Raw genomic sequence first — 14,513 nt, 5'->3', positions numbered from 1 at the left:
AATATCGCAGCCTGCGGCAGCTCCTACAGGGGCACGCGAACACCCGTAGGAGCTGCCGAAGGCTGCGATCTTTTGATCTATCTCTTTTGATCTATCAATGCCCGGCGACGATGCGGGTCGAGCCTTCAGCAGGTTCGGCATACACCGGACCCAGTCGATCAAGACGACCGCTCCACGCGGTCAGTGCCAACGCGACCAACACCACCAGACCGCCAATCCAAGCGGTGTGGATCAAGCCCATGTGAGCAACGATCAAGCCACCACCCCATGCGCCACCGGCGATGCCGAGGTTGAACGCGGCAATGTTCAGACCGGATGCCACATCCACCGCATGCGGCGTGTGATGTTCGGCCTGACGCACCACGTAAACCTGCAGGCCCGGCACGTTGCCGAACGCAACCGCACCCCAGACCAGCACGGTGGCCAGGGCCAGCCATGGGTTGCCGGCGGTAAAGGTCAGTACGAACAACACTGCGGCGAGCAGGGCAAAGATGATTTTCAGGGCGCTGATCGGGCCGCGTTTGTCCGCCAGTTTGCCGCCCCAGATGTTACCGACGGCCACCGAGATGCCATAGACCAGCAACACCAGGCTGACGGTGCTGGCGCTGAAGCCGGAAATGTCCTGAAGAATCGGTGCCAGGAAGGTGAACGCGATGAACGAGCCGCCGTAACCGACCGCGGTCATGGCGTACACCAGCAGCAGACGGGGTTGCTTGAGCACCTGCAATTGCTGCAACAGTGAAGCCGGTTTGCTGTGGGCAATGTTTTTCGGCACGTAAAGCAGACTGCCGATGAACGCGATCACACCCAGTGCAGACACCGCGAGAAAGGTTTCACGCCAGCCGAAATGCTGACCGATAAAGGTCCCCAGCGGCACGCCGGTAACCAGTGCCACGGTCAGACCGGTGAACATGATGGCGATCGCGCTGGCGGCTTTTTCCTTCGGCACGAGGCTGGTGGCGATGGTCGAGCCAATCGAGAAAAACACCCCATGGGCCAGGCCAGTGACGATCCGCGCGATGATCAGCGATTCGTAGCTCGGCGCTTTCCAGGCCAGCAGGTTGCCGAGGGTGAACAGCACCATCAGCGACAACAGCAGCATTTTGCGCGGGACTTTGCCGGTGAGGGCGGTCAGCACCGGTGCGCCAATGGCAACGCCCAATGCGTAAAGGCTGACCAGCAGGCCGGCGGACGGCAGGCTGACGCCGAGGTCGGCGCCGATGGTGGGTAACAGGCCAACGATGACGAACTCGGTCGTCCCGATGGCGAAGGCGCTGAGGGTCAGCGCGAGCAAGGCAATGGGCATGGCTGCAACTCCGGTGGATTGATTGATGGAGCGCAGTGTCCGGGTTTGGGGTATGCGGAAAAATACAGGGATGGGCATTTGAAATTTGCGTTGTGCGCAAAGATCAAAAGCTACCCCCTCACCCCAGCCCTCTCCCCCAAGGGGGAAAGGGAGCAGATTTGTGTTGTTTTCAAAACCTGAGTTCGACTCGATATTTCAGGTCGACGTAGCTCCAGGAACACCTCGGTAGGCTCCCTCTCCCCTCTGGGGCGGTCCGACGTTTCGGGAGGGCTGGGGTGAGGGGTGGCCCTTGATTTCACCCAATAACCGAACTTGCCTACAATTCCCCGATCAGTTCCTTACAGACCCTTTTGCAGGAGCGCCGTGTTTGTTCAAGTTCAAGACCGCGATACTACTGGGGGCATTGCTGATTCTGGGCAGCAACGAGCTGGAGGCTGCCACACTACCGGGTGTGCCGGCGCCGGCCACCGCCGCGACACCACTGGCCCACCCCGAACCGCTGGTACAGGGTGGTTTGCTGGGTGCCATCAGTTCGAGCATTGATCAAGTCCAGGGAAAACTCGATCTCAACGAGGACCTGCTGGACGCCTGGCGTCTGCGTGCAGACCGGGCGGCGGTTGAGGTGGATCAACTGGTCAATCGTCCTTCGGCCCGTTCGAGCTGGAGCGTGGCGGGGGATTTCCTGCTGTTGTCCGGTGTGTGGATGGGCGTCTTTGCACTGCTCTGGCTGCTGGGAGGGCTACTCACCAAACGTCTGTGCCAGAACCGCCTGCTGCTCACTCGCGAGCGCGGTCAGGCCTTACTGGGTTATGTGTTGCCCTACACGGTTCCGGCGCTGATCAGCCTGCCGCTGACGCTGTATGTCAGCCACTTCTTGCAAGTGTCCGCCGGCCGGGCGCTGGCATTGTGTTTCGCCTATGCCACCAGCAGCGGCATTTTCGCCGCGTCGTTGCTGTTGTCGCTGGTAGTGCTGTTCAACGCCGGCCACAAGCGCCGAGCGGTGCAGATTATTCGTCAGTACAGCCCACGCCCGCTCTTTTTGATGGGCTTCCTCGTGGCCCTGAGCGACGGCTTGACCAGTCCGCAGATCGCCCGCCTGCTCGGCGGCAATCTCACCAGCAGTGTCGCGGTGTTCACTGGGGTGGCGGCCTCGATTATCTTTGGCTTTTTGGTGATCAAGATGCGCCGTCCGGTCGCCCATCTGATCCGCATTTTGCCGTTGGCCCAGCGCCTCAGCCAGCCGGCCTTGCGTGAAATGCTGCGAATCTTTTCCGGGCTCTGGTACTGGCCGATTCTGTTGATGGTGCTGGTGTCGGTGATCAACCTGATCGGCATTGGCGATGACAACCAGAAAGTACTGCGCTGTGCGCTGTTTACCACGGTGTTATTGATTGCGACGGTGTTTCTCAGCACGTCGCTTCATCACCTGTTCAAGTCGCGCAGTGAGTTGTCCGCGCGCCGCAGCAGTGCCTACAAAGAGCGATTTCTCAGCCTTTCCCATGCGTTGCTGCGGATCGCCCTGGCGATTGTGTTCATCGATGTCCTGGGGCGCATCTGGGGCGTGTCGCTGTTTGAGTTTGCGGTGAGCAATTCGGTCGGCCGGGCGATCAGCGATTCGCTGAGTCGTATCGGTTTGATTTTCCTGGTGACCTGGATGGGCTGGGTGGTGTTGGACACGGCGATTCAGGAAGCCCTGAAACCACCCGTCAACAAACGTTCGGCGCGCCAACCCAGTACCCGAACCAAAACCATCCTGCCGCTGCTGCGCAACGCGATCAAAATTATCCTGGTGGTGATCTGCGCCATCACCACCATGGCTAACCTGGGGATCAACGTTGCACCGTTTTTGGCCGGTGCCGGTGTTGTGGGGCTGGCCATCGGTTTCGGTTCCCAACAATTGGTGCAGGACGTGATCACCGGGTTGTTCATCATCATCGAAGACACGTTGTCGATTGGCGATTGGGTGGTGCTCGACTCTGGCCACGCCGGCACTGTCGAAGGCCTGACCATCCGCACCTTGCGTCTGCGCGACGGCAAGGGGTTTGTGCACTCGGTGCCGTTCGGTCAGATCAAGGCCGTGACCAATCAATCGCGGCAATTCGCCTATGCGTTCTTTTCGGTGCAATTCACTTACGACACCGATGTCGACAAGGCTATCGAGTTGATCCGCGAGGCCGGGGATTCCATCCGCGACGATGCGTTCCTCAAGTACAACCTGCAAGGGCCGCTGGATGTGTTTGGTGTCGACAAGATGGACCTTAACGGCGTGGTGCTGACGGCACAGTTCCGCACCGTGTCGGGTGGGCAATACGCAGTGAGTCGTGCGTTCAACCAGCGTTTGAAAAAGCTTGTGGACAACAGCCCGCGGGTGCATTTCGCGCAGACTTATCCACAGCAGGTCTTGATGCCCAGACAGGCTGTTGAGCCGCTGCAAAGCGATGGGCTTGCATCGGAGCATTCATCGGTGTTCCTGCCGGATCAGCCGAGAACCCAGTAAACATGCGGATACCTGTGGCGAGGGAGCTTGCTCCCTCGCCACAGGGTTGTGGTGTTTGGTTATCGGTGTTGGATCAATTTGCTACGGACCTCAGTACTGTCCTGCTGATCCAACTCCAACCAGAAAATCTGCTTGCCAGCAATCTCGGCAGCGGCGGGCAATCCATCGCGATACACCAGCCGATTACTCGCTAACGCCGGCACCTTCGCGCCGGGTAAAAGCGTCCCGGCGAGGTTCAGCGGATCAACTCCGCACACGGCAATCAAACTCCCGTCATGCGGCCGACGCCGCACCTCGCGCAGCAACGGTATCGCCTCTGGCAACGCAAACTGTTCACCGGCCAAGCCACTGACAAACCGCCCGCCGCGAATCTCGCCCCGAGCTTCCAGCCGATGGAACGTGCGCAGCAATTCCCGCCAGCTCGGCAACCAATCCGCTTCACGTTCCAGCAAGCGCCAGAACACCACGCCGTAGCGCCGGAGCAAGGTCATGGCGATATGTTCAAGGGTGTCGCTCGGCGTCGGTGCCGGACGTTTGTTATCTACAACCGGCGCAGGCGCGCCGCGTCGCAGCAAGGCCCAGCGCCCGGCATCGTCCATCCCGCCGACAAACGCTCCGCGCCCGCGTCGGCTGCTGCGATTCTGGCGTTTGCTGGCCGGCGTAATCAGTGCTCGCAGACCGGCGAAGCTGTCGGCGTTCACCAGCCCGGCGCCTACGAGTTCCTGCAAGGCGATTTCCAGTTCCGAGCGCAGCAGGTGGGCTTCGTGAGTCAGCTCATCGAAAAACAGCGCGCCGTGTTGGCTAAGCGCTTCATAAACTTTTTGTGTCTTGGGCGACAGTTCGCTGGCCGGCGTCTGCTCGGTCAACCCGCTCCACAACCCGACCTGACTGCGTGGCAATAGCAGAATCGGTGTGCTGCGCAGCGCCGTGCTGGCGCTCTTGTTGCGCGCGGTCAGCCGTGTCCACACCAGTTTGCCGCTGCGACAAAGGTCATCCAGCCAACTCGCTGAATAGCCTTTGATCCGCGCCGGCAAAATATCGCTGTCCCAGGCTGAAGCAGCGGCGGGGTAGCCTTCAAACTGACCGACAATCGCGGGCAACACTGCGCTGCCCTGACCCTGGGTTGCGGCGGACAGGTGCTGCCAGTCGAACAGGAAGCGCATGAAATCCTGCAACGCCACGGGCTCGATTTCCCGGCGCAGACGCTTGACGGTGTAGCGGTGAATTCGCGCCAGCAGGTGCCGCTCGCACCATTCTTCCTCCGCCGTGCCGGGCGTGAATTGACCGCGCAGCACATAGCCTTCGCGTTCCAGTTGCGCCAACGCCTGGGTGACTTGAGTTGCCGGTAGTCCGAGCGGTTCGGCAATCGAGCTCAGCGGCAACGGACCGAACGCGCTGAGCCGCGCACGAATCACTTCCAGCACCGCTTCGTCCGGCGCCCAGACGTCATCGAACCCGGGCAACGCCTCCAACGGTGGCTGCAAAATAGCTTGTGGATAAATCGCGTTCAGGCAAGTCAGCCGCTCCAGTGCCAACCACAGCGCTTGCCCGGCATTGACTTGCAAGCGGCTGGCGCGACCGCTGTCGGCCAGAGCGGTCAGCCATTCGAGCCAGTCTGGATTAGCCAGGGCCTCGGCGTCGGAGATGCACGCGAGGCTCATTAACGCTTCATGCATTTCATCGACACCAGTCGGCGTTGGCCAGGCTTCCTCGCGCACAGCTTGAATCGCGTCTGCATCCAGCGCACCGAGGTCGTCGGTGGACTGCGGATCGCTCCAGCGGCGGTTGAGTACCGCTTGAGTGCGGCGCTCTTCCAGCGGCGCATCGTCGAGAAAGGTGTAGGGCCGGGCACTGAGAATTTCCGCTGCCAGCGGCGAGGGCGCTGGTAAATCGCGGCTGATCAGACGGATGTCGCCGCGCTCCATGCGCCGCAACAACGCCAGCCAGCCTTCGCTGTCCATGGCCTCGTGCAGGCAGTCGTCGAGGGTTTGTTCCACCAGTGGATGGTCAGGGATTTCCCGTTCACCGGCGAGGTTTTCCACGCAGGCCATCTGGTCGGGAAACACGCTGGCGATCAGGTCTTCGCTTTTCATCCGCTGGATCTGCGGCGGGACTTTGCGTCCGCCACTGTAGCGCGGCAGCGCCAGAGCGACCCCGGCATTCCAGCGCCAGCGCACACCGAACAGCGGCGCATCGAGCACGGCTTGAATCAGGGTGTGCTCGGCGCTGTTGCTGTGCAAATAGCGCCAGACATCTTCGAGTTCAAAACTGTGGCTGGTGGACAGCGACAGAACGATGGCGTCTTCGCTGGCGGCGGCCTGCAATTCGAAGTTGAAGGTGCGGCAGAAGCGCTTGCGCAGGGCCAAGCCCCAGGCACGGTTGATGCGGCTACCGAACGGCGTGTGAATGATCAATTGCGTGCCGCCGGACTCGTCGAAAAACCGCTCCATCAGCAGCGTGTCTTGTGACGGCAGGGCGCCCAATGTCAGGCGAGCACGGGCCAGGTAATCGACCAATTGTTCGGCGCTGGCCAGGTTCAGACCGAGGGTGTCGGTCAGCCAGTCGATCGCAGGCTGCAAGTGACCGGGGGTGGCGCCGAGCAGCTCATCGAGTTGCGCTTGCAGGCGGGCCACGGCGAATGACAGTTCAGCGCTGCGCCCCGGCGCTTCGCCGAGCCAGAAGGGAATGGTCGGCGGTTGGCCCTGAGCGTCTTCGACCCGGACCTTGCCGGTTTCGACCCGCAGAATCCGGTAGGAGGTGTTGCCCAATTGGAAGACATCCCCGGCGATGCTTTCCACCGCAAAGTCTTCGTTGACGCTGCCGATGTTCAGCCCTTGGGGTTCGAGTAAAACGCTGTAGTCGGCGTTGTCCGGGATCGTCCCGCCGCTGGTCACGGCCGTCAGCTTGGCGCCCCGGCGACCGCGCAGGGTGCGGGTCACGGCGTCGCGGTGCAGGTAAGCGCTGCGGATGCCCAGGCGACTGTTGTAGCCTTCGGCGAGCATCTGCAGCAGCGCTTGATAATGTTTTTCGTCGAGCTCGCTGTAGGGCGAGGCGTTGCGGAACATCTCCAGCAGCGCCTGCTCCTGCCATTCCTGGCAACTGACCTCAGCGATGATCTGCTGGGCCAGCACGTCCAGCGGTGCCTTGGGGATCAGCAAGGTGTCGAGTTCGCCACGCCGCACGCAGTCGAGCAGGGCGGCGCATTCGATCAGGTCGTCGCGGGTGGTGGCGAACAAACGGCCCTTGGGCGTGCCGCCGACCTGGTGCCCGGAGCGGCCGACCCGTTGCAGAAAACCGGCGATCGAACGCGGCGAGGCAATCTGGCAGACCAGGTCGACATCGCCGATATCGATCCCCAGTTCCAGGGACGCCGTGGCAATCAATACTTGCAGCTCGCCGCGCTTGAGGCGCTGTTCGGCGTCGAGACGAAACTCCTTGGCCAGGCTGCCGTGGTGGGCGGCCACTGCATCCTTGCCGAGGCGTTCGCTCAAGTGCCGGCTCAGGCGTTCGGCGAGGCGTCGGGTGTTGACGAAAATCAGCGTGGTGCGGTGTTCGCGGGCGAGGGCGGCGAGGCGGTCGTAGACCAGTTCCCAGATGTCGTTGGCCATCACCGCCGACAACGGCACGGGCGGCACTTCGATGTCCAGATCCCGTGGGCGGGCGTGGCCGATGTCGATGATTTCGCACTCGCGATCACGGCCAACCAGAAACTGCGAGACGGCTTCGATGGGTTTTTGCGTGGCAGACAGGCCAATCCGCATCAGCGGTTGCGGACACAGCGCTTGCAGTCGCTCGAGGCTCAGGGCCAGGTGACTGCCGCGCTTGCTGGCGGCGATCGCGTGAATTTCGTCGACGATCACCGTGCGGGTGGTACTGAGCATTTGCCGACCGGAGTCGGAGCCGAGCAGCACGTAAAGGGATTCCGGGGTGGTGACCAGGATATGCGGCGCGGTCTTGCGCATCGCCGAGCGGTCTTTTTGCGGTGTATCGCCGGTGCGCACGGCGGTGTTGATCTGCAATTGCGGCAGGCCCATCGCGCGTAACTGCTCGGTGATGCCGGCCAGCGGGTCTTGCAGGTTGATCTGGATGTCGTTGGACAGGGCCTTTAGCGGCGAAACGTAGACCACCAGGGTTTCATCCGGCAGATGGCCGCCGTTGGCCATTGCGCGGTGGACCAGATCGTCGATAACCGCGAGGAACGCGGTGAGGGTCTTGCCGGAGCCTGTGGGTGCGGCGACCAGGGTCGAACGGTGCTGGCGGATCAACGGCCACGCCCGGGCCTGGGCGGCGGTGACCGTCGGGAAGGTGCTGCTGAACCAGGCGCTGACGGCGGGGTGGAAGCCTGCCAGGGCGCTGTCCGTCGGGATTGGCAGATTCATGTCCTGATTTATGCGGGCGAGTCGGGGAAGTTGCAAGTACCGCTCGGGATCTGCGTCGATCCTTATGGCCCCTTCGCGAGCAGGCTCGCTCCCACAGGGGATTTGTGTGCGCCCTGGATCTAATGTGGGAGCGAGCCTGCTCGCGAAGAGGCCAGTAGCAGCACCACAAATCCCTGAGATCTACACTTTACGGATGACGGTTGCGCACTAAACCCGCAAAATGCAACGATTCCGGCAACTATCGACGGCATCGCCCGCGAGCGGTGTCGATAAAGCCATTGTTTCAATCAGACTGGGCCTGCTGACTCTATGCGAATGCGCCTTATGTTACTGGGCGGCGGAAATGCCCTTGGGCAGGCGCTGATTCGCCTCGGTGCGGAGGAAGACATCGGCTTCCTCGCCCCCCGCCCACCGCAAGACGGCTGGGACGCCGCGACCCTGACGCAACTGCTCGACGACACCCGTCCGGACGCGTTGATCAACCTCGCCTATTATTTCGACTGGTTTCAGGCAGAGACGGTCAGTGAACAGCGTCTGGCCGGGCAGGAGCGGGCGATCGAGCGCCTCGCCGAACTGTGCCAGCATCACAACATCGTGCTGCTGCAACCGTCGAGCTATCGCGTGTTCGATGGCTCCCGGGCGACGGCCTACAGCGAAAAAGACGAACCGGTGCCCTTGGGCCTGCGCGGTCAGGCATTGTGGCGGATCGAGCAAAGCGTCCGCGCCACCTGCCCGCAACACGTGTTGCTACGATTCGGCTGGCTGCTGGATGACAGCCCCGACGGCACCCTCGGGCGTTTCCTCGGCCGCGCCGAACTGCCTGAAGAATTGCTGATGGCCGATGACCGCCGGGGCAATCCGACGCCGGTGGATGACGCTGCCCGGGTGATCATCTCGGTCCTCAAGCAACTCGATTGCTCGGCGCCGCTGTGGGGCACCTACCATTACGCCGGGCATGAGGCGACCACGCCGCTGGCGCTTGGGCAGGCGATCCTCACCGAAGCACGCGCGCTGCATCCGCTGGCCATCGAAGCGCCGACCGCCCAGGCTCACGCCGCCCGGCCCGACGCCGCCGAAGAGCCGCAACACGCGGTGCTGGCCTGCAAGAAAATTCTGCACACTTTCGGGATCAAGCCCCGCGCCTGGCGTGCGGCACTCCCGGGCTTACTGGATAGGTTTTATCGCCATGGCTGACGGCCCTGTTTTAATCACCGGCGGCGCCGGTTTCATCGGCTCGCACCTCACCGATGCCTTACTCGCCAAGGGCCATTCGGTGCGCATTCTCGATGACCTCTCCACCGGCAAACGCAGCAACTTGCCGCTGGACAACCCCGGCGTCGAACTGATCGTGGGCGATGTCGCCGATGCCGCGCTGGTCGCGCGGGCGATGGTCGGATGCAGCGCAGTGGCGCACCTGGCCGCAGTGGCGTCGGTGCAGGCGTCGGTGGATGATCCCGTGAAGACCCACCAGAGCAATTTCATTGGCTCGCTGAATGTCTGCGAAGCCATGCGCCAGACCGGCGTCAAGCGCGTGCTGTACGCGTCCAGCGCAGCGGTCTACGGCAACAATGGCGAAGGCGAGTCGATCGACGAAGACACGCCCAAGGCGCCGTTGACGCCCTACGCTTCGGACAAATTGGCGAGCGAGCATTACTTCGATTTTTACCGTCGCCAGCATGGTCTGGAGCCGGTGATTTTCCGCTTCTTCAACATCTTCGGCCCGCGCCAGGATCCGTCCTCGCCGTACTCCGGGGTGATCAGCATTTTCAGCGAGCGCGCGCAGAAGGGCCTGCCGATCACGGTGTTCGGCGATGGTGAGCAGACTCGCGATTTCGTCTACGTCGAAGACCTGGTCGACTTGCTGGTGCAAGCCATCGAGAAACCGCAGGTCGAAGTCGGCGCGGTCAACGTCGGCTGGAACCAGGCCACGACCCTCAAGCAAATGCTTGAAGCCCTTGAAGCGGTGGTCGGTCAATTGCCGCCGGTGAGCTATGGCCCGGCGCGCTCCGGTGACATCCGCCACTCGCGAGCGAACAATCAGCGTTTGCTGGAGCGCTTTACCTACCCGGAGCAGACACCGATGCGTGTCGGCCTGGCGCGGTTGTTGGGGCGCTGAGGTTTCCGCGGGCATGAAAAAGGCGCCTTTCGAGGCGCCTTTTTTTGTGTGCTGGGTTTAGAACTTGTAACCCAGGCCAACCATGTAGATGAACGGGTCTACGTCCACATCGACCTTGGCGCGAGTGCCCTGCGCCACTGCGTTATTTTGCACCGTCGCGGTGGTGTCGATGTCGATGTAGCGCACCTGGGCGTTGATCATGATGTTGTCGGTCAGCATGTAGTCGGCGCCGACCTGGAACGCCATGCCCCAGGAGTTATCCGCCTTGAAATTGCTGAAGCCGTTGGCGCTGGCTTCGCTGCCGACGTGCTCGTCGTAGATCCAGGTGTAGTTGATACCCGCGCCGACATACGGCTGGAACGCGGACTTCGAGTCCAGTGGGTAGTACACAATGCTCAGCGTCGGTGGCAGGTGTTTCAGCGTACCGAGTTTGCCGTTGGCTGCGCCCAGGGCGGTGCCTTTGATCTTCACGTCATGCTCGAACGGCGAGGCCGCCAGCAGCTCGATCCCCCAGTGGCTGTTGAGCATGTAAGCGAAGTTCAAACCCAATTGTGTGTCGCTGCTCATGGTGGCCTTGCCACCCAGATCGGCACCCTTCAGCGGACCTTGATCAACCTTGACGCTGGAGCTATCGGCTTTCGGGTTGACGGTGATTGCACCGGCACGAACGATGATATCGCCGGCGTCGTGGGCATAGGCTAACGGTGCTGCGAGCACGAGGGCAAACAGCGAAGCGCTGAGCAAGGACTTGTGCATGGAGGGCTCCAAAGGACGTTAAAAATATTCGATGTCCAATGGTACGGAGCCGTCTGATACGGTCTTTTGACTCAGCTCAATGAAACAGTGATGGCCCCAAAAGATCGCAGCCTTCGGCAGCTCCTACATTGACCGCGTGCAAACCCGATCCTGTAGAAGCTGCCGAAGGCTGCGATCTTGGCGATATCAACGGTAAGAAAAATGACCGGATTCACTCCGGCAATTCATACACATAAATCTTGTCCGCCTCCATCTGATACCCCGCATCGGCCAATTCACTGCTGGATGCCTTGACCTGCAACGCACCCTCGATCCAGTACGGCTGATACAACTCGTCGAGCTTCACACCCACCTCGCTTTTGACGTGCACGATCTGATTCGACGGCGGTGGCGGCACGTGGATGCAGGCGCCGAAATAAGGCACCAGCAGAAACTCCGTGGTGCGACCTTCTTCACTCACTTCCAGCGGCACGATGTAGCCCGGCAACCGAATGTTCTGACCGTCGAGGCTTTCCACCACCGGTGCATTGGGCATGTCTTGCTTGGCCGCGGGCGCCGATTCGGCGGCCAACGCGTTGCCCATCTGCGAAAGGTCGTGCAGCGGCGTCATGTTCGGCACTTCCGGTGCGGCGTCCGGTGGGATCATTTCCGACCAGGTCAGGTCTTTCGGCTCGGCCGCCCACAGGGGCAAGGCGACCAGCATCAACAGCGCAAGCACAGCGCGGGGCATGTTCAACGTCCTCATAAACGGATCGACAGGCCATCGGCCAGGGATTGGCGATACGCGCGCCAGGCCGGCACGCTGCCCATCAGCAACGCGGCGATCAGGATGCCACCGAGCAGCGTCCATTCATATTCGCTCGGCCAGGCCAGCGGCAGGTACAAGCCGTAATTGGCTTGCACATAACCTTGAGCCAAGGCGATGCCCACATACAAAAGACATACCCCGGCAATCACGCCCGACAGTGCCAAGGCAAACGCCTCCAGCACCAGCAAGGTCGCGATGTGCCACGGTCGGGCACCCACCGAACGCAGAATCGCCATCTCCCGACGGCGTTCGTTGAGGCTGGTGAGGATTGCCGTGAGCATGCCGATCAGCCCGGTCAGCACCACGAACAGTGAGACCACGAACAAGGCTTTTTCCGCCGTGCTCATCAAACTCCACAGCTCTTGCAGCGCCACGCCCGGCAGGATCGCCAGCATCGGTTCACCCCGGAATTCGTTGATCTCACGCTGCAGCGCGAAGGTCGAAATCTTGCTGTTGAGGCCGAGCATGAACGCGGTGATCGCTTGCGGTGTCAGGTCCATGTTGCGTGCCTGATCGGCACTGATCCGACCGTTGCCGCGCGCCGGCACGCCGTTGTGCCAGTCGATGTGAATCGCTTCCATGCCGCCAAGGCTGATGTGCAACGTGCGGTCCACCGGGGTGCCGGTGCGTTTGAGAATGCCGACCACGGTGAACGGTTTGTCGTCGTGCTTGACCAGGCTGATCACTGCCACGCCGTGGGCCAGCACCAGTTTGTCACCGAGTTTGTAATGCAGCGCATCCGCCACTTCGGCACCGAGTACCACTTCGAACGGGTCGGTGGCGAAGGCGCGGCCGTCGGCCAGTTCCAGGTGTTGCTGATGACCGTACTGGTAATGCTCGAAGTACGCCTCGGTGGTGCCCATCACCCGGTAACCGCGATGGGAATCGCCCAGGGACATAGGGATTGCCCACTTCACTTTCGGGTTGTTGGCGAAGTGCTCGAAGCTGTCCCAGCGGATGTTGTTGGTGGCGTTGCCGATGCGGAACACCGAGTACAGCAACAGGTTTACCGAGCCGGAACGGGCGCCGACGATCAGGTCGGTACCGCTGATGGTGCTGGCGAAACTGGCCTTGGCTTCGGTGCGCACCCGTTCCACCGCGAGCAGCAGGCAGACCGACAGGGCAATGGCGAACGCGGTGAGGATCGCGGTGAAGCGGCGGTTAGCCAGGCTGGCCATGGCTAGACGAAACAAATACATCTCAGACCTCGGACGGGGTGGCGGCGCGATTGAGATCGGCCAGCGACAGATGGCGATCGAACAGCGGTGCCAGGCTCTGGTCATGGCTGACGAACAGCAGGCTCGACCCGGCTTCGCGGCATTCGGCGAACAGCAAGCGAATGAAGTTCTCGCGGGCGTCGTAATCCAGGGCCGAGGTCGGTTCGTCGGCGATCACCAACTCAGGCTGACCGATCAACGCGCGCGCAGCGGCCACCCGTTGCTGTTGGCCGATGGACAGCGAATCGGCGCGGCGACTGAGGATGCTTTCATCCTTCAGACCCAGGTGGGCGAGGAGGGTGGCCGCCGCCTGATCGACGCTGCCTTGACGCTGGGTCGCCCGTTCAGCGCGCAGTTTGGAGAAGTGGCAGGGCAACTCAACGTTCTCGCGCACCGAGAGAAACGGCAGCAAGTTGAACTGCTGGAAGATGTAGCCGGTGTGATCGACCCGGAAGCGGTCGCGGGCACCGGCCGAGAGTTCGGTCAGCTCCTGGCCCAGCAATCGGATGCTGCCGCGATCAGGCTTCTGCACACCGCCGAGCAGGCCGAGCAGGGTGGTCTTGCCGCTGCCGCTGGGGCCTTTGAGGAACAGGGTTTCGCCAGGCATAAGGCGAAACGCCGGGATGTCCAGCAGCAACGGATGACCGGGCCAGCTGAAGCCCAGGTCGGACAGTTCGATGAGTGCTTGGGTCATTTAACCGGTTTCATGAGTGCTGATGACCTGTAGGAGCTGTCGAGTGCAACGAGGCTGCGATCTTTTGACTTTAAAGATCAAGATCAAAAGATCGCAGCCTCGTTGCACTCGACAGCTCCTACAGGGGATCGGGGTGAATTTAGAATTTCAGGGCGGCAGCCTTGGCCGTCACTTCAACCCCTTGCTGCCCGCTCGGGCTGATCAGTTGTACCTGAATCTTCTGGGTCGCCGGGAAGGTGTTGAAGATGTTCGCCAGGTCCAGGTCTTTCAGCGCACCCGGTGCCGAGCAGCTGAATTGGTAATGGGCGTGGATTTCGCTGTGGTCGTGGTGATGTTCGCCCTTGGCCTCTTCGTCGGCATCGGGCTTGTCGCCGAACAACGGACTTTCCAGTTCCTGAGTCGCGACCACGCAACCAGCGGCTTTCGGCAGCTTGAACAGCACCAGCGGTTTCTCAAGCAGCGCACGAACGGCGGCGACTTTGGCCTTGTCGGCGTCGGTGGCAGCGGCGTGTTCGAAACCCACCAGGTTCATCGCCGGGCTTTCCAGTTCCAGCTCCAGGGTTTGACCATCCAATGCTGCGTTCAGGCGACCGACACCATGCTCGTGGGTGCCGAGGCTGCCGTGCTCATGATCATGTTCATCGCCAGCGTGGGCGACGGCCAGCGGCAACAGGGCAAACGGCAGAGCGAGAAGCAGACGGCGCATGGCGGGTCTCCGAAAAGTAAAATGAAGAGTTTGT

10 protein-coding genes are annotated in these 14,513 nt (G+C 61.7%); 3 read left to right on the top strand and 7 right to left on the bottom strand.

From position 1 onward, the window contains the following. Positions 1-94: 94 nt before the first annotated feature. On the bottom strand, positions 95-1,306 hold the full coding sequence (locus tag ACA059_RS28375; protein ID WP_497631802.1) for an MFS transporter: 1,212 nt from the start codon (positions 1,304-1,306) through the stop codon (positions 95-97). A 367-nt stretch (positions 1,307-1,673) separates the two neighbouring features. Between ACA059_RS28375 and ACA059_RS28370 the strand changes: the two genes are divergently transcribed. Further along, positions 1,674-3,803, top strand: coding sequence for a mechanosensitive ion channel family protein (locus tag ACA059_RS28370; RefSeq protein WP_497631801.1), 2,130 nt, complete (start codon positions 1,674-1,676; stop codon positions 3,801-3,803). 59 nt (positions 3,804-3,862) lie between these two features. Here ACA059_RS28370 and ACA059_RS28365 read toward each other — a convergent pair whose 3' ends face one another. Next, positions 3,863-8,182, bottom strand: coding sequence for a DNA glycosylase AlkZ-like family protein (locus ACA059_RS28365; RefSeq protein ID WP_497631800.1), 4,320 nt, complete (start codon positions 8,180-8,182; stop codon positions 3,863-3,865). Between the two features lie 309 nt (positions 8,183-8,491). On the opposite strand from ACA059_RS28365, the gene ACA059_RS28360 reads away from it, so the two are divergent. Both ACA059_RS28360 and pgnE read left to right on the top strand, forming a co-directional pair. Beyond that, positions 8,492-9,376 (top strand): sugar nucleotide-binding protein, encoded by an 885-nt coding sequence (locus ACA059_RS28360; protein WP_046053235.1) that lies wholly within the window; start codon positions 8,492-8,494, stop codon positions 9,374-9,376. Then, positions 9,369-10,298 (top strand): UDP-N-acetylglucosamine epimerase PgnE, encoded by a 930-nt coding sequence (gene pgnE / locus ACA059_RS28355; RefSeq protein WP_497631799.1) that lies wholly within the window; start codon positions 9,369-9,371, stop codon positions 10,296-10,298. Before ACA059_RS28360 ends, pgnE begins: the two co-directional genes overlap by 8 nt. 57 nt (positions 10,299-10,355) lie before the next feature. On the opposite strand, the gene ACA059_RS28350 is transcribed toward pgnE, so the two are convergent. The 5 genes from ACA059_RS28350 to ACA059_RS28330 form a co-directional block, all read right to left on the bottom strand. Further along, positions 10,356-11,054 (bottom strand): OmpW/AlkL family protein, encoded by a 699-nt coding sequence (locus tag ACA059_RS28350; protein WP_497631798.1) that lies wholly within the window; start codon positions 11,052-11,054, stop codon positions 10,356-10,358. 211 nt (positions 11,055-11,265) lie between these two features. After that, complete coding sequence (locus tag ACA059_RS28345) at positions 11,266-11,784, bottom strand: DUF3299 domain-containing protein (RefSeq protein ID WP_497631797.1); 519 nt, start codon at positions 11,782-11,784, stop codon at positions 11,266-11,268. A gap of 11 nt (positions 11,785-11,795) precedes the next feature. Then, on the bottom strand, positions 11,796-13,061 hold the full coding sequence (locus ACA059_RS28340; RefSeq protein ID WP_347806350.1) for an ABC transporter permease: 1,266 nt from the start codon (positions 13,059-13,061) through the stop codon (positions 11,796-11,798). 1 nt (position 13,062) lies between these two features. Then, on the bottom strand, positions 13,063-13,773 hold the full coding sequence (locus tag ACA059_RS28335) for an ABC transporter ATP-binding protein (protein WP_497631796.1): 711 nt from the start codon (positions 13,771-13,773) through the stop codon (positions 13,063-13,065). A gap of 139 nt (positions 13,774-13,912) precedes the next feature. Then, complete coding sequence (locus ACA059_RS28330; protein ID WP_497631795.1) at positions 13,913-14,479, bottom strand: DUF2796 domain-containing protein; 567 nt, start codon at positions 14,477-14,479, stop codon at positions 13,913-13,915. Positions 14,480-14,513: the final 34 nt, after the last annotated feature.

Source organism: Pseudomonas sp. LBUM1647 (genome assembly GCF_059716175.1).
The sequence above is the reverse complement of the archived record's forward strand: the minus strand, read 5'-3'. Positions and strand labels throughout refer to the sequence as shown.